Origin of the sequence: Tropicibacter oceani (assembly GCF_029958925.1) — a bacterium.
Classification (GTDB): domain Bacteria; phylum Pseudomonadota; class Alphaproteobacteria; order Rhodobacterales; family Rhodobacteraceae; genus Pacificoceanicola; species Pacificoceanicola oceani.
Genome location: NZ_CP124616.1, coordinates 748,373 through 766,871, shown reverse-complemented (window position 1 = coordinate 766,871; position 18,499 = coordinate 748,373). Strand labels below are relative to the sequence as shown.

The following is an 18,499-nucleotide window of genomic DNA, read 5'->3' as shown; positions in this document are numbered from 1 at the left end:
CCCCCTGTTATTTTACCCTGCCGACCACACCGCCGACGCGCCCGCCCGACGCGACCCGCACCGATTGGTCCAGATCCGTGCTTTCGCCGCCTGCCCCGTAATAGGACACATAAGAAGTGCCACCGATCGCAGCGGTGGAAAGGACAATGAAGGCCACGCGGAAAATAGTCATCTCAGTCGTCGTCCCAATCGCTGTGTTTCCAACGGCGCATCCGGTGATAGTGCCTACGGCCATAGGTCAAAACCGCGATGGCTGCAAAGCCCGCGAACAACACGTACATCCAGAACCCCGACGACATCCCCTGCCGCGCCGAAACCGTGACATCCGTCGCCGGGCGGATGTTGGTGGTGCCCCAGGTGCCGGTTTCCGGCTGGTCGATGCTCAGCGTATAGGTGCCGGTTCCGGGCGGCCGGAAATAAAGCGCGGTGGTGCGGCTGCCCTCGCTCCAGTTTTCGCCGTCCTCGCGCCCATAGTAGTATTCCACCGTGCGCCCGGCCTCGAACACCGGCGCATCCTCGGGGTCGGTCAGCTCCATCTCGTAATAGGACCAGGCGTTCGACACGTTGCTGTTCAGGCGGATGCCGGCCAGCTTGCTGTCGTCGGTGATGTCAAAACTGACCTCCTGCGGCAGCGATGCGGTGCTCAGCGTGGTCGGCGCCAGGATCTGGAACCCCGGCAGTGCCGAAAAGGTGATCGCGATCACCAGGCAGGCGGCGGCGGCCACCGTGCTGGCAAAGGCCAGGAAATCGGTGTTTTCGCCCGCCTTGTAGGGTTGCAACGCATGTACGCCCCGCGGCACCAGATCCTTGGGCGCCAGTCCAAAGGCCTTCATCGTCGCGCCGTGCGGCAGATAGGTCGACCGATAGATTTCCCGCTCGGACCCGGTTTCGGAAAAATCCAGCATGGCGCCTGGGGACATGGCCGAAATCGTCGTCGTCGCCTCTCCGACGTTGGGCGCCCAGGTGAATTCGCCCTCGGCAAAGGTCAGGCGGCTTTTGGTCGTTTGCAGGTATTTGAAGGTCTCGCCGCGGTGGCTGACGTGCGGGACGTTCTCGGCGGTTTCGACCCAGCGTTCGCTGATCCACAGCGCCTGTGGCGCACCGCGCACCCGCCGCGCATAGGTCAGGTGGCCATCCTCGACCGTCAGCCAGGCATAGCCATGGGTTGGCGAATACAGCTGATGTTCGACCCAGGTCCACGACTTGCCGCCCCAATCCTCGCGGTGGCCAAGCGTGCCGATGATCGTCCAGTCGACGCCCATGATCTTGCCCGTCTGGCCAAGCGAAAAGGGCGTGTCCGGCCGCGGCATGTCCGAGAATTTGCGCAGCGCGCGGTAATCGTCGCGGGCATCCAGTTCGGTGGCGCAATAGGGGCAGATGTGGGTGGTGACCCGGCCACCGCCCAGCAGGTCCAGCCCCGCCCCGCAGGCCGTGCAATTGATCGCCTGAAGGCTGGCGGTGCGGGTCATGGATGCACCTCGATGCGCACATCGAAGGGATCAAACCAGAAGCCCAGGAACCAGCTGCGCCCGCCCTCCCAGAATTCGCCGGACATCAGCGCACCGCTGTCTGACTGCGCATTGACAAAGCTATAGCGCTCGCCAACGGCCAGCTGTTCTCCGAACGATCCCTTCAGGGCAATGCATTCCGCCTTGTCGCGTTCGATCACGCGCCAAGTTTCGTCGCGGTGTTGAAAGGTCGATCCCAGCGGCGCGGCGGGCGCAACCGGCGGCCAGAATTCGGCCTTCACCGGGTATTGCAGGACGATGTCGCCTTCGTCGACCGACACCCAGACACTGCGCTGGCTTTCGTCGAGGCCCCAGAATTCATCCCACCAGCCGCGGCCATAGGAAAACCGCGCATGTCCCAGGATCTGCACCGTCGCATCGCCAAGCCCGACCGTATCGCCTAGATCGAACAGCTTGGGCCCGTCATGCATTTCGCCCGATTGGCCAGCCGCGTGCAGACCCGCACCATCAAGATAAAGCGTTGTGCTGCAGGACGGGCAAGTGACCATCGTCACATAGGAAATCTGCGCCGGAACCGCGTCACCACAATTGGGACAATTGAAATCGGACATGCGGGCAAAATGCGCCAATTACCCTTTGGATTGCAACGCCAAATTCAGCGCATCTGGCGCGATGCGGGGCAGGCGTTCCAACGCCTCGATCACCGCCGCACGGGCCTGCGCGCCCTCCCAGTCGGCGGGCAGCAGGGCATCGGCCAGCGGCGATTGCCGCAACACCAGACGACGCCAGTGGTGCAAAATGATCAGCCGCAGCAGCAGCCGTTTATCCGGATCCTCAGGCAACTGCTCCAACGCCTGCCGGGTCAGCCGCGTCAGCACCGCAAACTCGCTGCGCAGGGGTTTGCCCGCCAGCGCCAGCGCCACCCATTTCGGCAAGGTGCCTTCGTGCAGCGGCGCCGCCAACAGCCGCCGGTCCAACGTCTTTTCCCCCGCGACCAGGGCGCAGCGCGTCGACAATTGCATCGCCGAGGGCGGCAAGACCGTCATCAAGGGCGGCGTCAGATCAGGCGGCGCCACAACCAGCGTCACAGCTTCGGGGCGTGGGCCGACGGCGTCGTAGACCAGTGCGCGCACTGCCTCGGTTTCGGCCCGGCCGCGCGCCGACAACAGGTGCAACGATTCCCGCCCCTCGCGGCGGCTTTCGATCCAGCCGTCTTTCTTCAGCCGGTGCACCGCCACCCGCAACGCCTGTTCTGAAATCGCCATAGGCCCGGCCAATCCGGCCAGAGCCCGCCCGCTGATCGCATCCTCGGGCGCGCGCAGAAGGTCGCCCATGATCGTCGCGATCACCGACCAGGTGCGCAGCGGCCCGCAGGACGCAAAGGCGGCGATTTCAGTCGCCATGTCATAGGCTTGAGCGGTCATTCCCCCAGCCTAGACCCCGCCGCGCCCCGCCTCAAGCCGCGTTCATGGTCAACAGCTCGTATTCCGCAACCTTGTCGCCGTCCTGATCCAGCAGCGTCACATGCCAGCGCACCTCGCCATAGTCGGCGTTGCGCGGCGTCTTGGCCTTGACCGTCAGGCGCACGTGGATCGCCGACCCGGCGCTGACCGGCTTCATAAAGCGCAGGTTGTCCAGCCCGGTATTGGCCAGAACCGGCCCTTCGTTGGGTTCCACGAACAGACCCGCCGCAAAGGACAACAGCAGATAGCCATGCGCCACGCGCCCCGGGAAAAACGGGTTCCGCTTGGCCGCTGCGTCATCCATGTGGGCATAGAACGTATCGCCGGTGAACTCGGCGAAATGGGCGATATCCTCCAGCGTGACGGTGCGCGGCGCGGTCACGATGGTTTCCCCGATCTCCAGCACGCCAAAGCGCCGGGTAAAGGGATGCGCCCCGCCGTCCTTTTGCGTGGCCCCCGGCACCCAGGTGCCCCCGATGGCCGTCAGCATGTCGGGCGACCCCTGCACCGCCGTGCGCTGCATGTAATGTTTCACCCCGCGCACGCCGCCCAGTTCTTCGCCGCCCCCGGCGCGCCCCGGCCCGCCGTGGATCATGTGCGGCATCGGCGCGCCATGGCCCGTGCTTTCCTTCATCGAGGTGCGGTCATTGATGTAGATCCGCCCGTGATAGGCCGCCGCCCCCAGCACCACGTCGCGCGCGACACCCGCATCATGCGTGATGACCGAGGTGACAAGCGACCCGCCGCCGCGATTGGCCAGCGCGATGGCGTGATCCAGATCGCGATAGGGCAATAGCGTGCTGACCGGGCCAAATGCCTCGGTATCGTGCACGCGCTGGGCGCCGTCGGGATCGGCGCACAGCAACAGCATCGGCGGCAAGAACGCCCCGGCGCTGTCCGCGAAATCATCGGGGTTGCCGCACAGGCGCTGAACCTCGGCTCCCAGCTCGGCCACCCGCGCCAGTACGTCGGCCTTTTGACCCTTGGACACCAGCGCGCCCATGCGCGTCGCCTCGTCCCTCGGATCGCCAACCACGGTTTTCGCCAATCGCTGGGCCAGCGCGTCCGACACGGCCTCGATGCGGTCTTCGGGCACCAGAATGCGCCGGATCGCGGTGCATTTCTGCCCCGCCTTGGTGGTCATCTCGCGGTGCACTTCCTTGACGAACAGATCAAATTCCGGTGTTCCCGGCTCGGCGTCCGGCCCCAGAATGCTGGCGTTCAGGCTGTCCTGTTCCGCCACAAAGCGCACGGCATTGCCCAGCAGCCGGGGGTTGCTGCGCAGTTTCAGCGCCGTCGCGGCCGAGCCGGTGAAGCTGACCGCATCCTGACAGTCCAGCCGGTCCAGCAGATCGCCCACGCCGCCCGCAATGAATTGCAGCGCCCCTGCGGGCAAAATCCCGCTGTCCAGCATGATCTTGACCGCCAGTTCAGTGACATAGCAGGTGTCGGTCGCCGGTTTCACGATGGCAGGCACCCCCGCCAACAGCGTCGGCGCCAGCTTTTCCAGCATCCCCCACAGCGGAAAATTGTAGGCGTTGATATGCACGGCCGCGCCCAAAAGCGGCGTGCAGATGTGTTGCCCCAGAAAGGCGCCCGTCTTGCCCAGTTGCTCGGGGCTGCCGTCCAGATAGACCTGCCCATCGGGCATTTCCCGCCGCCCTTTCGACGCAAAGACAAACATCGTCCCGATGCCGCCGTCGATATCAAAGGCATGGTCGCTGCGCGTCGCCCCGGTCAGATAACTGATCTCGTACAGCGCGTCCTTGTGCTTGTTCAGCTCCAGCGCCAGCGCCTTGAGCATCCGCGCCCGGTCATGAAACGTCAGCTTGCGCAGGGCTGGCCCGCCGGTGCTGCGGGCGAAGTCGAGAACCTCTTGCATATCCAGCGCAGCGCCGCCGGCTTGCGCGATCACCTGCCCGTCGATGGCACTGGCGATCTGCCGCGCGTCATCCCCCGGCGCGATCCAGCGCCCCGCAACGAAACTTTGCACATTCTGAACGGTCATGGCGGGCCTCCCTCTGGCTTTGTTATTTATTGACCAACCGTTCGGTTTATGCAAGGTCAAGGAAAGGGAGGACATGCAGATGAGCGAGACCATATTGGTCGCGGATCACGGGGCTTGGGTGGAAATCACCCTGAACCGGCCGGACCGCCTGAACAGTTTCAACGACGAAATGCACCTTGCCCTGCGCGCCGCGCTGGAAAGCGCCCGCGACACCGGCAAACGCTGTGTCCTGCTGACCGGCGCCGGGCGCGGGTTCTGCGCGGGGCAGGATCTGGGCGACCGCGATCCGTCAAAGATGGATGGCCCCCCCGACCTGTCGAAAACCGTCCGCACCTTTTACGCGCCCTTGGTCAACCTGATCCGCAGCCTGGATTTCCCCGTGATCTGCGCCGTCAACGGCGTCGCCGCAGGCGCGGGCGCGAATCTGAGCCTCGCCTGTGACGTGGTGCTTGCCGCGCAATCGGCCAAGTTCATCCAATCCTTCTCCAAGGTCGGCTTGATCCCCGACACTGGCGGATCATGGCACCTACCCCGCCTGCTGGGCGAAGCGCGCGCCAAGGGTCTTGCCCTGACCGCCGAGCCCCTGCCCGCCCAAAAGGCCGAAGACTGGGGCCTGATCTGGAAGGCTCTGCCAGACGACGACCTGATGCCCCAGGCCCGCGCCATGGCCGAAAAATTCGCGGCAGGACCGACCCTTGGCTATGCGCTGACCAAACAGGCAATCCAGGCCAGCGCCACCGACACCCTGCACGACCACCTGGAACTCGAGGCCGACTTCATGAAACGATGCGGTCAAAGCAGCGACTACGCCGAGGGTGTCAGCGCCTTTTTGCAAAAACGAGAGCCGAGGTTCACAGGCCAATGACCCCCAAGGAACGCGCCGAAAGATCCGCCGCCGCGATGTGGGCCAACGACAAGGCCAGCCAATGGCTTGGCCTGCGCCTTACCCATGTCGACGAAGGCACCGCCACGCTGGAAATGACCGTGCAGGACCACCACTGCAACGGCCACGGCATCTGTCACGGCGGGTTCACCTTTACCCTGGCCGACAGTGCCTTTGCCTTTGCATGCAATTCGCGCAACCAAAACACCGTCGCCCAGCACAACCTGATCAGCTATCTCGCACCGGGGCAAAAGGGCGACACCCTGACCGCCACCGCGACCGAAGTCAGTCTACAGGGCCGCAGCGGCATCTATGACATCACCGTAACCCGGCAAGACGGCACAAAAATCGCCGAATTCCGCGGCTTTTCCCGCTCTATCAAGGGCCAGCTCTTCGCCGAAGAGGACACCATATGAAAGACCTCACCCCCGACCGCGCCAGCCTTGACCCGATCGAAATCGCCTCGCGCGATGAAATCGCCGCCCTGCAACTGGACCGCCTGAAATGGTCGCTGAAACACGCCTATGACAACGTGCCGATGTACCGCCAGCGCTTTGACGCGGCGGGCGTGCACCCGGAGGATCTGCACACGCTGGCGGATCTCGCGAAATTTCCTTTCACCTATAAAACCGACCTGCGCGACAACTATCCCTTTGGCATGTTCGCCGTGCCGCAAAACCAGATCACCCGCGTCCACGCCTCGTCCGGCACCACCGGCAAACCCACCGTGGTCGGCTATACGAAAAACGACATCGACAACTGGGCCGATCTGGTCGCCCGTTCGATGCGCGCAAGCGGCACCCGGCCCGGCGACATCGTGCACATCGCCTATGGCTATGGCCTTTTCACCGGCGGACTGGGCGCGCATTACGGCGCCGAACGGCTGGGCTGCACCGTTGTCCCAGTCTCGGGCGGCATGACCGAACGGCAGGTCACGCTGATCAACGATTTCAAACCGACGACCATCATGGTCACACCCTCCTACCTGCTCAACATCCTGGAAGGCTTTCACAAGGCCGGCCTCGACCCGCGCGAATCCTCGCTTCAGGTCGGCATCTTCGGCGCCGAACCCTGGACCGACGCCATGCGCGCCGAGATGGAGCAAGCCTTTGACATGCACGCCGTCGACATCTACGGCCTGTCCGAAATCATGGGGCCCGGCGTCGCCAATGAATGCGTCGAAACCAAGGACGGTCCGGTGATCTGGGAGGACCATTTCTATCCCGAAATCATCGACCCGCAGACCGGCGAAGTGCTGCCGGATGGCGAAATGGGCGAGTTGGTCTTTACCACCCTGACCAAGGAAGGCCTGCCCATGGTCCGCTATCGCACCCGCGATCTGACCCGCCTTTTGCCCGGCACCGCCCGCAGCATGCGCCGCATGGAAAAGATCACCGGGCGCAGCGACGACATGATGATCCTGCGCGGCGTCAACGTCTTCCCGTCCCAGATCGAAGAACAGGTCATGGCCACCGGCGGCATCGCCGCGCATTACCAGATCGAGCTGTACAAATCCGGCCGAATGGACGCCATGCGCATCTTTGTCGAGGCCGAGATCACCGCCGCCGACGATGCCTCGCGCAATGCCGCGGCGCGGATGTTGTCGAAACGGATCAAGGATGTGGTCGGCGTATCCACCGAAATCATTGTCGGCGATCCCGGCGCGGTGGAACGTTCACAGGGCAAGGCCCGCCGCGTCATCGACAACCGGGGCAAAGATTGATGGCCCGCACCATCGCCAAGGATCACGAAGAAAAGCGCGGCCAGATCCTGAAATCCGCCGCCAAGGTGTTCGCGACCGAGGGGTTTGACCGCGCCTCGATGGCGCTTTTGGCGCGCGAATGCGGGATCTCCAAGGCCAACATCTACCACTACTACGAAAGCAAGGATGCGATCCTGTTCGACATCCTCGACACCTACCTGACCGGGCTTCGACAGCGGATTTGCGGGCTGAAACTGGACGGCTTGACCGCACAGCAACGCCTGCGCCGCGTCATAGGCGAGGTGCTCATGGCCTATCAGGGCCAGGACCACGAACATCAGGTTCAGGTCAACGGGCTGGGCGCCTTGCCCGAGGATCAACAGCACCTGCTGCGCGGTTATCAGCGTGATCTCGTGCGCTTTGTCGGCGACGTCATCGCCGATTGCGCGCCGCCCGGCCTGCGCGACGACCGCGCCAAGCTGCGCGCCGTGACCATGTCGGTCTTTGGCATGTTGAACTGGTACTACATGTGGAACGCCGAGGCCGACAAAACCGCCCGCGAGGAATACGCCGGGCTGGTCTGCGATCTGACTTTGAACGGCCTGACCGGCATGTAACCCTTGAAGGGCGGGATGTAGGCCGGGCTTCAGCCCGGCAAACCGCATACCGGCCCGTTACCCCTCCGCACGCCGGACTAACCGCGATTGCCGGCAAAAATCCGATCCTGCACAGCGCCGGAATTAACCACGGCCTACTGATCGTAGTCGACAACCACCGTATCGGTCAGCGGATAGGATTGGCACGACAGCACATAGCCCTTTTCGACCTCGTAATCCTCAAGCGCGTTGTTCGCCAGCATCTCGACCTCGCCCTCGATTACCCGGCAGCGACAGGTCGAACAAACCCCCGCCTTGCAGGCATAAGGCGCGTCCAGATTGTTCTGCAAAGCCGCATCCAGAACCGAGGTATCCTTGTCCATCGTGATCGTCCGCGTCGACCCGTCCAGCGTGATTTTGGCCGTCGTCGCGTGCCCCGCAACCACCCCATCCTTGGACACCACCTGCCGTTTGGCCCGCCCCGGCTGGCCGCTGGCGAACAGTTCATACTTGATCTGATCGTCAGAAAGACCATGATCTTTCAATGCTTTGGCAATCCCCAGCATCATCGGTTCGGGCCCACAGATGAACGCCAGATCGACCGATGCGATATCCACCCAGCCCGACCGGAACAGCTGCGCGCATTTCTCTTCGGTCACCAATCCGGTGAACAGATCAATCTCTTGCGCGTCGCTTTCCAGCACGTGGATCACGTTGAACCGGCCCATGTAGCGGTTCTTGAGGTCTTCCAGTTCCTCGCGGAACATGATCGTCGTCACCGCCTTGTTGGCGTAGACCAGCGTAAAGGCGCTGCCCGGTTCGCGCGCCAGAACCGTCTTGATGATCGACAGCACCGGCGTGATCCCGGAGCCGCCTGCAAACCCTAGATAATGCTTGGCTTTTTCCGGCTCGACCGCGGCAAAGAAATTGCCCATGGGCGGCATCGCTTCCAGCGTATCGCCGACCTTCAGGTCCTCGTTGGCATAGGTCGAAAAGGCCCCGCCCTCGACCCGCTTGATCCCCACCTGCAACACGCCGTCATCCAGCCCAGCGCAGATTGAATAGGACCGGCGCAGCTCTTCCCCGTCGAACGCCTTGCGAAAGGTCAGGTACTGGCCCTGGGTAAAGCTGAACGCCTCGGGTTCGGTCGGGCGCAGGGTCACGACCACCGCATCGCGGATTGTCTTATGAATATCAGTCACTTCAAGGGCGTGAAAGCGGGCCATGGTCACCTCGTCAGATGCATTTGAAATAGTCAAAGGGTTCAAGGCAGTCCTTGCACCGCCATTGCGCCTTGCACGGGGTCGATCCGAACTGGCTAAGCCGTTCAAGGTTCTCACCCTGACATCGCGGGCACCGCTGCGGACCGCCCGCAGGTTGCGGCGGCGCGATGCCGTATTCCTCCAGCTTGGCGCGGCCTTTTTCAGTCAGCCAATCGGTGGTCCAGGCCGGCGAAAGCTGGCGTTTCAGGGCGATCTTGTCGATACCATGCGCACGCAGGGCCGTTTCGATGTCCAGATTGATGATGCTGGTCGCCGGGCACCCGGAATATGTCGGCGTCACAGTGACTTGCAGGGTATCGCCCTGCCATGCCACGTCCCGGATGATCCCCAGGTCAACCAGCGAAATCACCGGGATTTCCGGGTCTGGCACCGCGTCCAGCCATTCCCAAATCTGTTCGACCGAAGCCCCCATGGCGCTTACCACTTGGCCCCGGGATAGGCCCGTTGCAGCCATTGCATGGTGCACAGGATATGCCCCAGATGCTCCGTATGCATCCGCCCGTCGCGCCCGCCCTTGTGGTGGAAATCGCCCTCGGGGATGGTCAGCGTCGCCTCGCTCAGCTTGGCGCCGACCAGCGCATCATACTCGGCCCACAAGGCACCCGGATCAGGGGCAACGCCGGCCTGAACCATCGCCGCGTCGGTGGCATCGCTGTCGAACATCTCGCCCACATAGGGCCAAAGCCGTTCCAGCGCCGCCTGCATCCGCGCATGGCTTTCTTTGGTCCCGTCGCCCAGCCCGATCACAGTCCCGGCGGACCGTTCAAGGTGATAGGTCACTTCCTTGCTGGCTTTTTCCGCAATGTCAGCCACTTGCTGATCCGAGGACCCCTGCAGATGCCGCAGCATGATGACCTGCCAAGCATCGAACAGGAACTGCCGCATCAGGGTCTGGCCGAAATCACCATTCGGCAATTCGACCATCAGCACGTTCCGGAAATCCCAAGCATCGCGCAGAAAGGCCAGATCGTCTGCGGAACGCCCCTTGCCCTCGACCTGCGCGGCATAGCCCAGCCACAGCTGAGTCTGCCCGATCAGGTCCAGCGCGGTATTGGCCAGCGCGATGTCTTCTTCAAGCACCGGCGCATGGCCGCACCATTCCGACACCCGATGCCCAAGGATCAGGGTATTGTCCCCCATCCGGCACAGGAATTCGAAAAGCGCCGTTTTATCAATCACCTCGGCCATCACATGTGGCCCACTTCGTCAGGAATGTCGAAGAAGGTCGGGTGGCGATAGACCTTGCTTTCCGACGGCTCGTACAGCGGCCCCTTGTCCGACGGGCTGCTGGCGGTGATCTGCGCGGCCTCGACCACCCAGATCGAAACGCCTTCGTTGCGGCGGGTATAGACGTCGCGCGCATTGCGGATCGCGGTTTCGGCGTCAGGCGCATGAAGCGAGCCGACATGCCGGTGGCTCATCCCGTGCTGACCACGGATGAAGATTTCCCAGAGGGGCCATTCCTTGGACATTTCGCTTACCCTTACTCGGCCGCAACGCGTGCGGCGCGTTTCTTTTCCGCGTGGGCCAGCAGACCGTCGCGCACCCATGCGCCATCGTCCCAGGCCTTGTTGCGGGCTTCCATGCGTTCATGATTGCAAGGGCCATTACCCTTGAGAACGTTGAAGAATTCCGTCCAATCGGGTTCCGAGAAATCCCAGCCCTGCTTGTCCTCGTTCCATGTCAGGTTGTCGTCCGGGATGGTCAGGCCAAGGTACTTCGCCTGCGGAACGGTCTGATCGACAAACTTCTGACGCAGCCCATCGTTGCTGTCGATCTTGATCTTCCAGGCCATGCTTTGCGCCGAATGCACGCTTTCGGCATCAGAGGGGCCGAACATCATCAGCGACGGATACCAAAAACGGTTCAGCGCATCCTGCGCCATGCGTTTTTGCGCCTCGGTGCCCTGCGCCATCTTCATCATGATGTCGTAGCCTTGACGCTGGTGGAACGATTCCTCTTTGCAGATGCGGATCATCGCGCGGGAATACGGTCCAAATGACGTGCGCTGCAAAGGCACCTGGTTCATGATCGCAGCGCCATCGACCAGCCAGCCAACCGCGCCGATATCGGCCCAGGTCAGCGTCGGATAGTTGAAGATCGACGAATATTTCATCCGCCCGTCCAACAACATTTCCGTCAGCTCGTCGCGCGACACGCCCAGCGTTTCAGCGGCGCAATAAAGGTACAATCCGTGCCCCGCCTCGTCCTGCACCTTGGCCAGCAGGATCGCCTTGCGCTCCAGCGTCGGGGCGCGGGTGATCCAGTTGCCCTCGGGCAATTGGCCGACAATCTCGGAATGGGCGTGCTGGCCGATCTGCCGGATCAGCGTCTTGCGATAGCCTTGGGGCATCCAGTCCTTCGGCTCGATCTTTTCACCGGCGTCGATGCGCGCCTGAAAGGCAGCCAGCAGTGCCGGATCGTCATTCGTAGCCTCGGATTTCACCATCTGAGCATACATTGGATCGTCTCCTTATACCCGTTCAAGGATCAGGGCCGCGCCCTGTCCGACACCGACACACATGGTGCACAGGGCATAGCGCCCGCCGGTGCGTTGCAGTTGATAGGCCGCCGTCAGAACCAGCCGCGCACCCGACATGCCCAGCGGATGGCCCAGCGCGATAGCCCCGCCGTTGGGGTTCACATGCGCAGCGTCATCCGCGACACCCAGTTCGCGCAAGGTGGCAAGACCCTGAGCGGCAAAGGCCTCGTTCAATTCTATCACATCCATCTGCGCAATGGTGAGTCCCGTGCGCGCCAGGACCTTGCGCGTGGCAGGCACCGGGCCAATACCCATGACGCGCGGCGCGACGCCCGCGCTGGCCATGCCGACGATTCGCGCCATCGGGATCAATCCATTGGCTTTTGCCGCTGCTTCACTCGCCAACAGGATCGCCGCCGCGCCGTCGTTCACGCCGCTGGCATTGCCTGCGGTCACTGACAATTCCGGGCCGTTGACCCCCTTCAACCGCGCCAGTTGCGCCGCATCGGTGCCGGGGCGCGGATGTTCATCGGTGTCCACGATCACCGGATCGCCCTTGCGGACCGGCACGGTGACCGGCGTGATCTCGTCCCCGAAAATCCCCGCCTCATGCGCCGCCGCCCAGCGCGCCTGCGACCGCGCGGCAAAGGCGTCCTGATCTTCGCGGCCGATGCCATAATCCGCGGCCACGTTGTCCGCGGTCTGGGGCATCGAATCCGTGCCGTACATCTGCTCCATCTTCGGGTTCACGAAACGCCAGCCGATGGTGGTGTCATAGACCGCGTTCGCCCGGGTAAAGGCGCTGGTCGCCTTGGGCATCACAAAGGGCGCGCGCGACATCGATTCAACGCCGCCCGCGATCACCATGTCGTAATCCCCGGCCTTGATCCCGCGCGAGGCCATGCCAACCGCGTCCATACCACTGGCGCACAGGCGGTTGATCGTGGTTCCCGGAACCTCGACCGGCAGGCCGGCCAGCAGCGCCGCCATCCGCGCGACATTGCGGTTATCCTCGCCCGCCTGATTGGCGCTGCCATAGATCACATCGTCCAAAGCGGCCCAGTCGACCTGTGGATTGCGCGCCTTGAGCGCGGCAATCGGAAGCGCGGCCAGATCGTCGGCGCGAATGGATGAAAGGGCGCCGCCGTAGCGGCCAATCGGCGTACGGGTGGCATCGCAGATGAAGGCATCTGTGGTCATGGTTGCGCGTCTCCTCCTGCCGGCATTCGCCGACCGCGGGGTCGGTTTATGCCGAAAACCGATTCGGAGCAAGAAAAACGTTACGAAGACGCAGGCGTCTTCGGATTTTCGTAACGCAAATGTGGGGCTTTGCCTGTCGCCTCAAGCGCTCATATAGGTCAGCTTGCCCGGCTCGATCAGGGCCGCGGTCAGCTTGCCCGTCGCATAAGCCCCCGTATCCAAAGGAATACGCCCATTGTCGGCCTTGGCCTCGCGGGTGATGACATGGCCATAGGCAACCCAGACGCCATCCTTGCGGATGTCTTCGAAAAACCCGGACCGCCCCCATATCAGCGCCTTTTCCCCCTGCCGCGCTATCGGCAGGTTGGGATCGGCGCCGGCGTGGGTCACCGCAACGTTGCCGGTTTGCCAATGCAACGGCAGCGCCCTGAGCCAGGTGATGATTTCTTCACCGATGCTGTCGCGCAACCGAGCGCCCAGATCCTGCCAGACCTCGGGCGACGCCGTTTCCGGTGCACCCGGAAGCCGGTAACTGGCCAAGGTCTGCAATCCGCCATTGCGCATCCATCGAACCCCCTGCCCGGCCGGATCGTCCAGGAAATTCAACAACATACGTTCGTGGTTGCCCATCAGGCACACCATCATCCCACCCGACTCCGTCTGCATTGCATGCAGCCGTTTCAGAACTTGGGCACTTTCCTCGCCCCGGTCGACATAGTCACCGACACAGATCAGGCGCGCCGACGGATGCGCATCGGCGGCAAACCTGTCGAACAGCTTGGCCAGAAGGCCGTCACATCCATGAATATCCCCGACCGCATAGAACGGGTGATCCGGCGCCAAGGGGGCGTCGAACACGGGCTTGGGGGCGGGTTTGGAACCGAACAATCGCATGGCTTGGAATTAGGCGTTTTCACCCCGATCGCCAAGGGGACTTTGACGTCAGCCTTACCAATCCTCGCCAAATCCTCCGCGCAACCGGCCAAGCGCCTCGAGCGTTTCGGTCTGCGCAAGCAGGCGTTTTTCACGCGATTTGCGCTGCTCTTCGGCCTGAAGATCCCGGGCGGCGTCAAACCGGGCCTGGGCCGTCTTGGCACGGGCCAGGCTGTCGGCCTCTTTCGCGCGGGCCATCGCCATTTCCTGAAGGATGCTGGCCCGCTTGCGCACAAGCCATGTTTGCCACAAGGTATCCGCCCCCGACAAACGCCGCGCCCCCAGCGAAGCCGTGTCCGCCTGGACGGCCTGCCGATAGTTGTCGATCTGGGCCAGCTCCTGTTTCAGGCGGCGGCTTTCGGTCAGGTTCTGACGGTGCTTGTTCAGCGCCCTTTCCTGCAACAGATCGCTGACCTGAATGAGATCTTGATAGTTTTGTGTCATCACCATCCCCTTGTGCGGGCCTTGGCGCGCATCTTTTCCGCAAAGCGGATCGCTGCGGCCACCGGCTTGTAATGTTCGGCCGAAATCTCGTCGCCGATCTCGGTCGTGGCATATAGCGCCCTTGCCGTCGGCGGGTCCGAGTGGATCGGCACCTTGTTTTCCTCGGCGATTTCACGGATGCGCAGCGCGATTTGGTCCACACCCTTGGCTACGCATTCCGGCGCGGCGCCCGGCATCCGGCTCCACTTGAGGGCGACGGCGTAATGCGTCGGGTTGACGATCACCACATCGGCGTCGGGCACCACGCCCATCATCTGCGCCAGCGCGATTTCCTGCGCCCGGCCCCTGCGCGCCTGTTTGAAATGCGGATCACCTTCGGATTCCTTGAACTCGTCGCGCAGCTCTTTCAGGGTCATGCGGTTCTTGCGCATATGCTCGGCCCGCTGCCAGAAGAAATCCAAGCCCCCGATCGTCATTGCAATCAGGACCACCAGGATCAGGAATTGCATCATCAGCTCGGTCATCATGACGACGCTTTCGGGCGCCGAGGCATAGATGCTGCCGATGATCTGCTCCATCTTGCCACTTAGAAACAGCGCCAGGCAGATCGAATAGACCGTCAGCTTGACGAAACTCTTGAAGAACTCGAACAACCCGCGCCGGCCGAACTTGTTCTTGGCGTTTGAAATCGGGTCGAGGCGCTGGCCCTTGGGCACCAGTTTCGACGGGGTGAACAGAATGCCGCGCGACGCCAGAAGCGTCAGCAGCACCATGATCCCCGGGATCGTCAGGATCGGAAGGGTCGGCACCAGGGTCGCGGACAGCAGGTTTCCGGCAATACTTTGCGCGCCATCCTTGAAGAACAGCGAATGCAGGCGATCGGGCTGTTCGATCAGCGGCAGCAGGGCATTGGCGAATTCGCGCAGGATCGACCCGCCCAGCAATAGCCCGCAAAGCAATAGTCCAAGGTAGGACATCGCCGTGGACAGGTCCGGGGCACGGGGAATTTCGCCTTTCTTTCGGGCCTCTTCCAGCTTGCGCGGGGATGGTTCGTGGCTCTTTTCTGCGCTGTCGTCCTGGTCCGACATGGCGCTACCGGAACGGGTTCGCCAGGAACCCTTCGAGGGCTTCCAGCCAGACGCTCAGAATGATCGGGGCGCACAAAAGCAACATGCCGATCGACCCCAACGTGATCACCGGCGCGCCGACAAAGGCCACCATCAGCTGCGGCATCGCTTTGTTGATGACGCCCAGCGTCAGATTGTACAGCACCGACAGGATCACGAAGGGCGCGGCCAGGCTGAACCCAAGCGCCACGCTTTTGCCAACCTGGGCACGCCCCGCATCCGCGACAGCCGAAGGATCGGGAAAGGCAAAAGGCGGCAGGATATCGTAGGACAGCACCAGGTAGGCCGCTGCCTTGACGTGGAACCCCGTCGCCATCAGCAGCGCCAGCGCGGAAATCGTAAGGATGTGCCCCACCGCTGGCAAAGGGTCCAACCCCTGGCCGCCAAAGATCTGCGCCAGCGACGTGGCCTGCGCCGCGATCGATCCGGCCATCTGGATCGCAAGAATGAACAGCCGCAGCATGATGCCCATGAAAAGCCCCGAGAGGCTTTCCGTGACCAGCGCGCTGACAAAGCCACCCATTCCCATGGTGGGCAGATCCATGTTCGGCAGGACTGCGGGCGCCACGACCGAGGTCAGGACAAGCGCCAGCACCAGTTTCACCCGCGACGACAGCATCTGTTCGCCCAGCGCGGGCAGCACCGCCATCGCCGCGCCAACCCGAAAAAACACCATCAAGCCGCCCCAAAGCGCCGATGTGCTCAGCGCCAGCGCATCTTCGAGCCCCGCGATCACGCGGCAACCACGCCGATCAGGGCCGGGCGCGCCTCAAGCCCAATTTCCTCGAAGGACATCACCGGGTTGGTCATTCCCTTGGCCGCCATGACGGTCCGCAAGAACCGCCGCCGCCGGGACGACGTGACGATGGCCGGAACGACACCGCGGTTGCCGGCCGCGCCGATCTGTTCTGCCAGCCCCTCGGTCAGGGCCTCGAAACGGTCCGGCGGCAAGGCCACGTCCAACGCGCCATGCCCGCCTTCGATCTGGTAGGAAAGAAAGGTTTCCTCCCATTCGGGGGCAAGTTGGATCAGCGGGATGGTGCCATCCTTGCGGCGCAGATTGGCGACCAGCTGAAAGCCCAGCCGCTGCCGGACATGTTCGCAGATCGACTCGGGTTGGGTCTGCTGACCGCGCATTTCAGCAATGGCCTCGAGGATCAGCGGCAGGTTGCGCACCGACACCTGTTCATCCAGCAACAGCCGCAGAACGTGATGCAGCGTGTCGATCTGCACCTTGTCGGGGATCAGTTCATCAATCAGCTTGCGATTCGCCTCGGCGCGCGTGGGATTGGTCAGCGACACCATTTCGTCCAGCAGCCGGCGCAGCGATTTCAACGTCAGCAACCGGCCAAAGTTGCGGCGAATCACCTCGAGCAGATGGGTCGCCAGAACCTCGGTCGGGGTGACGATCGTGGCACCGGTGATCGCCGCGCGTTCCTGATCTTCGGGCCGAATCCAACGGGCGGGCGCACCGTAGACTGGTTCGGTCACATCGTGCCCCGCTGGCAGCGCGCCGCGATCCTCGGGCATCAGGGCAAGCACAAGGTCGCCGTTTAGCTCGCCGCGCGCCATTTCGACGCCGTGAATCCGCACGACATAGGTGCCCGTCGTCAATTCCGGAGCATCCGTCAGTCGGATTTCCGGCAGGATCAACCCGTAATGCGAAGCGACATGCGTGCGCATGTTGGCAATCCGCACGTCCAGCCCCGTCCCCGGATCCAGCACCATGTTCACAAGGTCCGGGGCGAATTCGACGTGGATGTCGTCAAGGTCCAGAACATCCCCCATGGGGCGCGATCTGGGTGCCTCTGCTTCGGTCTGCTCTTCTTCCTTTTCTTCTTCGACTTCGGGGCGATTGGATATCCACCAGGCCGCGCCGCAAAGAATGATCGCCCCCAAGATGAAAGGCAGGAACGGCAGCCCCGGCACCAGCGCGAAAAGCCCCATAAGCACGCCAACCGTGGCCAGCGCAGAAGGATGACGGCCAAGCTGGCTGAGAATCGCAAGGTCGGTGGCCCCTGTCGCGCCGCCCCGCGCCAAAAGCAGGCCAGCCGCGATCGAGATGATGACAGCCGGGATCTGGGTCACAAGCCCATCGCCAACCGTCAGGATCGCATAGGTTTCCACTGCACTGGCAAAGCCCATGTCATGCACGAAGACACCCATCGAGATGCCCATGATGAAATTGAGCGCGGTGATCAAAAGACCGGCAACCGCATCCCCCTTCACGAATTTTGACGCACCGTCCAGAGACCCGAAAAAGGTGGTTTCCTGCTGTTCGCGCTCGCGGCGGGCCTTGGCTTCGGCGTGGTCGATGGCGCCGGCCGCCATGTCAGCGTCAATCGCCAACTGCTTGCCCGGCATGGCGTCCAGCGCGAACCGCGCCGACACCTCGGCCATGCGCGCGGCGCCCTTGGTGATGACCGTAAAGTTGACGATCATCAGAACGCCAAAGACCACGAGACCAAGGAAAACACTGCCGCCCATCACGAAATTGGCAAAACCTTCGATCACCTCGCCAGCGGCATGGGTGCCGCTGTGGCCATTCCCGATGATCAATTTGGTTGAGCTGACGTTCAACGACAGGCGCAGCATAAGGGACGTCAGAAGGATCGTGGGAAAGGCCGAAAAATCGAGGGGCCGCTCGATGAACAGCGTCACCGTAAAGATCAGGATCGCCAACCCGAACGAGGCCGCAAGCCCCACGTCCAGCACCCACGAAGGCATGGGCAGAATCATCATGACGATGATCGCCATCAGCGCCAAGGCCAGCAGGATCGTCGGCTTGAAAAAGGCCGAGACGCTCATGTTCATGGCCGCCACCTTGAAATTGCGCATCTGCTTGCCTGCAAGGCGCCGATGATCGCAGGTGCGGCGTCAAATCGCCCTTGCCCGGTTGATATTACTAT

The 18,499-nt window shown here is 62.8% G+C and carries 20 protein-coding genes; 4 read left to right on the top strand and 16 right to left on the bottom strand.

Annotated elements, in window-relative coordinates:
* Nucleotides 1-7 precede the first annotated feature (7 nt).
* Genes QF118_RS03645 through paaZ form a run of 5 tightly spaced genes read right to left on the bottom strand, consistent with a single transcriptional unit; the run spans nt 8 to nt 4,940 of the window.
* Complete coding sequence (locus QF118_RS03645; RefSeq protein ID WP_282301291.1) at nt 8-172, bottom strand: hypothetical protein; 165 nt, start codon at nt 170-172, stop codon at nt 8-10.
* 1 nt (nt 173) lies between these two features.
* Nucleotides 174-1,469, bottom strand: a complete 1,296-nt coding sequence (locus QF118_RS03640; RefSeq protein WP_282301290.1) for a DUF4178 domain-containing protein — start codon at nt 1,467-1,469, stop codon at nt 174-176.
* Nucleotides 1,466-2,080, bottom strand: coding sequence for a DUF4178 domain-containing protein (locus QF118_RS03635; protein ID WP_282301289.1), 615 nt, complete (start codon nt 2,078-2,080; stop codon nt 1,466-1,468). Before QF118_RS03635 ends, QF118_RS03640 begins: the two co-directional genes overlap by 4 nt.
* An 18-nt stretch (nt 2,081-2,098) precedes the next feature.
* Complete coding sequence (locus QF118_RS03630) at nt 2,099-2,893, bottom strand: PaaX family transcriptional regulator C-terminal domain-containing protein (RefSeq protein WP_282301287.1); 795 nt, start codon at nt 2,891-2,893, stop codon at nt 2,099-2,101.
* 31 nt (nt 2,894-2,924) lie between these two features.
* The gene (gene paaZ / locus QF118_RS03625) at nt 2,925-4,940 is read right to left on the bottom strand and encodes a phenylacetic acid degradation bifunctional protein PaaZ (RefSeq protein ID WP_282301286.1); all 2,016 of its coding nucleotides are present in this window, start codon (nt 4,938-4,940) and stop codon (nt 2,925-2,927) included.
* Between the two features lie 79 nt (nt 4,941-5,019).
* Here paaZ and paaG point away from each other — a divergent pair, with 79 nt between their 5' ends.
* From paaG to QF118_RS03605, 4 genes are read left to right on the top strand one after another with little or no spacing between them, the layout of a single operon-like run.
* The gene (paaG, locus tag QF118_RS03620) at nt 5,020-5,805 is read left to right on the top strand and encodes a 2-(1,2-epoxy-1,2-dihydrophenyl)acetyl-CoA isomerase PaaG (RefSeq protein ID WP_282301285.1); all 786 of its coding nucleotides are present in this window, start codon (nt 5,020-5,022) and stop codon (nt 5,803-5,805) included.
* Nucleotides 5,802-6,239 (top strand): hydroxyphenylacetyl-CoA thioesterase PaaI, encoded by a 438-nt coding sequence (gene paaI, locus QF118_RS03615; RefSeq protein WP_282301284.1) that lies wholly within the window; start codon nt 5,802-5,804, stop codon nt 6,237-6,239. Before paaG ends, paaI begins: the two co-directional genes overlap by 4 nt.
* Complete coding sequence (paaK, locus tag QF118_RS03610) at nt 6,236-7,546, top strand: phenylacetate--CoA ligase PaaK (RefSeq protein WP_282301283.1); 1,311 nt, start codon at nt 6,236-6,238, stop codon at nt 7,544-7,546. Before paaI ends, paaK begins: the two co-directional genes overlap by 4 nt.
* Nucleotides 7,546-8,142: a TetR/AcrR family transcriptional regulator gene (locus QF118_RS03605; protein ID WP_282301282.1), complete on the top strand. Its 597-nt coding sequence runs from the start codon at nt 7,546-7,548 to the stop codon at nt 8,140-8,142. The genes paaK and QF118_RS03605 overlap by 1 nt, the downstream gene beginning before the upstream one ends.
* Nucleotides 8,143-8,276: 134 nt before the next feature.
* On the opposite strand, the gene QF118_RS03600 is transcribed toward QF118_RS03605, so the two are convergent.
* The 11 genes from QF118_RS03600 to flhA form a co-directional block, all read right to left on the bottom strand.
* Nucleotides 8,277-9,347 carry a 2Fe-2S iron-sulfur cluster-binding protein gene (locus QF118_RS03600; protein WP_282301281.1) on the bottom strand — a complete coding sequence of 357 codons (1,071 nt, stop codon included), beginning with the start codon at nt 9,345-9,347 and terminating at the stop codon, nt 8,277-8,279.
* 10 nt (nt 9,348-9,357) lie between these two features.
* The gene (gene paaD / locus QF118_RS03595; protein WP_282302396.1) at nt 9,358-9,816 is read right to left on the bottom strand and encodes a 1,2-phenylacetyl-CoA epoxidase subunit PaaD; all 459 of its coding nucleotides are present in this window, start codon (nt 9,814-9,816) and stop codon (nt 9,358-9,360) included.
* Nucleotides 9,817-9,821: 5 nt separating this feature from the next.
* Nucleotides 9,822-10,592, bottom strand: coding sequence for a 1,2-phenylacetyl-CoA epoxidase subunit PaaC (gene paaC / locus QF118_RS03590; RefSeq protein WP_282301280.1), 771 nt, complete (start codon nt 10,590-10,592; stop codon nt 9,822-9,824).
* Nucleotides 10,592-10,876: a 1,2-phenylacetyl-CoA epoxidase subunit PaaB gene (gene paaB, locus QF118_RS03585; RefSeq protein WP_282301279.1), complete on the bottom strand. Its 285-nt coding sequence runs from the start codon at nt 10,874-10,876 to the stop codon at nt 10,592-10,594. Before paaB ends, paaC begins: the two co-directional genes overlap by 1 nt.
* An 11-nt stretch (nt 10,877-10,887) precedes the next feature.
* A complete protein-coding gene (gene paaA / locus QF118_RS03580) occupies nt 10,888-11,865 on the bottom strand; it encodes a 1,2-phenylacetyl-CoA epoxidase subunit PaaA (protein ID WP_282301278.1) in 978 nt (325 codons plus the stop codon).
* Between the two features lie 12 nt (nt 11,866-11,877).
* Nucleotides 11,878-13,086, bottom strand: a complete 1,209-nt coding sequence (gene pcaF, locus QF118_RS03575) for a 3-oxoadipyl-CoA thiolase (protein WP_282301277.1) — start codon at nt 13,084-13,086, stop codon at nt 11,878-11,880.
* A 141-nt stretch (nt 13,087-13,227) separates the two neighbouring features.
* Nucleotides 13,228-13,980, bottom strand: coding sequence for a metallophosphoesterase family protein (locus tag QF118_RS03570; RefSeq protein ID WP_282301276.1), 753 nt, complete (start codon nt 13,978-13,980; stop codon nt 13,228-13,230).
* Between the two features lie 54 nt (nt 13,981-14,034).
* Complete coding sequence (locus tag QF118_RS03565) at nt 14,035-14,463, bottom strand: hypothetical protein (protein WP_282301275.1); 429 nt, start codon at nt 14,461-14,463, stop codon at nt 14,035-14,037.
* Complete coding sequence (locus QF118_RS03560) at nt 14,463-15,551, bottom strand: EscU/YscU/HrcU family type III secretion system export apparatus switch protein (RefSeq protein ID WP_282301274.1); 1,089 nt, start codon at nt 15,549-15,551, stop codon at nt 14,463-14,465. Before QF118_RS03560 ends, QF118_RS03565 begins: the two co-directional genes overlap by 1 nt.
* Before the next feature lie 4 nt (nt 15,552-15,555).
* Nucleotides 15,556-16,323: a flagellar biosynthetic protein FliR gene (locus tag QF118_RS03555; RefSeq protein ID WP_394357082.1), complete on the bottom strand. Its 768-nt coding sequence runs from the start codon at nt 16,321-16,323 to the stop codon at nt 15,556-15,558.
* On the bottom strand, nt 16,323-18,428 hold the full coding sequence (flhA, locus tag QF118_RS03550) for a flagellar biosynthesis protein FlhA (RefSeq protein WP_282301273.1): 2,106 nt from the start codon (nt 18,426-18,428) through the stop codon (nt 16,323-16,325). The genes QF118_RS03555 and flhA overlap by 1 nt, the downstream gene beginning before the upstream one ends.
* Nucleotides 18,429-18,499 lie beyond the last annotated feature (71 nt).

Excerpts from the sequence above, each read along its gene's own strand:
- QF118_RS03645 (WP_282301291.1), bottom strand. The coding sequence starts at position 172 with ATGACTATTTTCCGCGTGGCCTTCATTGTCCTTTCCACCGCTGCGATC.
- QF118_RS03640 (WP_282301290.1), bottom strand. The coding sequence starts at position 1,469 with ATGACCCGCACCGCCAGCCTTCAGGCGATCAATTGCACGGCCTGCGGG.
- QF118_RS03635 (WP_282301289.1), bottom strand. The coding sequence starts at position 2,080 with ATGTCCGATTTCAATTGTCCCAATTGTGGTGACGCGGTTCCGGCGCAG.
- QF118_RS03630 (WP_282301287.1), bottom strand. The coding sequence starts at position 2,893 with ATGACCGCTCAAGCCTATGACATGGCGACTGAAATCGCCGCCTTTGCG.
- paaZ (WP_282301286.1), bottom strand. The coding sequence starts at position 4,940 with ATGACCGTTCAGAATGTGCAAAGTTTCGTTGCGGGGCGCTGGATCGCG.
- paaG (WP_282301285.1), top strand. The coding sequence starts at position 5,020 with ATGAGCGAGACCATATTGGTCGCGGATCACGGGGCTTGGGTGGAAATC.
- paaI (WP_282301284.1), top strand. The coding sequence starts at position 5,802 with ATGACCCCCAAGGAACGCGCCGAAAGATCCGCCGCCGCGATGTGGGCC.
- paaK (WP_282301283.1), top strand. The coding sequence starts at position 6,236 with ATGAAAGACCTCACCCCCGACCGCGCCAGCCTTGACCCGATCGAAATC.
- QF118_RS03605 (WP_282301282.1), top strand. The coding sequence starts at position 7,546 with ATGGCCCGCACCATCGCCAAGGATCACGAAGAAAAGCGCGGCCAGATC.
- QF118_RS03600 (WP_282301281.1), bottom strand. The coding sequence starts at position 9,347 with ATGGCCCGCTTTCACGCCCTTGAAGTGACTGATATTCATAAGACAATC.
- paaD (WP_282302396.1), bottom strand. The coding sequence starts at position 9,816 with ATGGGGGCTTCGGTCGAACAGATTTGGGAATGGCTGGACGCGGTGCCA.
- paaC (WP_282301280.1), bottom strand. The coding sequence starts at position 10,592 with ATGGCCGAGGTGATTGATAAAACGGCGCTTTTCGAATTCCTGTGCCGG.
- paaB (WP_282301279.1), bottom strand. The coding sequence starts at position 10,876 with ATGTCCAAGGAATGGCCCCTCTGGGAAATCTTCATCCGTGGTCAGCAC.
- paaA (WP_282301278.1), bottom strand. The coding sequence starts at position 11,865 with ATGTATGCTCAGATGGTGAAATCCGAGGCTACGAATGACGATCCGGCA.
- pcaF (WP_282301277.1), bottom strand. The coding sequence starts at position 13,086 with ATGACCACAGATGCCTTCATCTGCGATGCCACCCGTACGCCGATTGGC.
- QF118_RS03570 (WP_282301276.1), bottom strand. The coding sequence starts at position 13,980 with ATGCGATTGTTCGGTTCCAAACCCGCCCCCAAGCCCGTGTTCGACGCC.
- QF118_RS03565 (WP_282301275.1), bottom strand. The coding sequence starts at position 14,463 with ATGACACAAAACTATCAAGATCTCATTCAGGTCAGCGATCTGTTGCAG.
- QF118_RS03560 (WP_282301274.1), bottom strand. The coding sequence starts at position 15,551 with ATGTCGGACCAGGACGACAGCGCAGAAAAGAGCCACGAACCATCCCCG.
- flhA (WP_282301273.1), bottom strand. The coding sequence starts at position 18,428 with ATGCGCAATTTCAAGGTGGCGGCCATGAACATGAGCGTCTCGGCCTTT.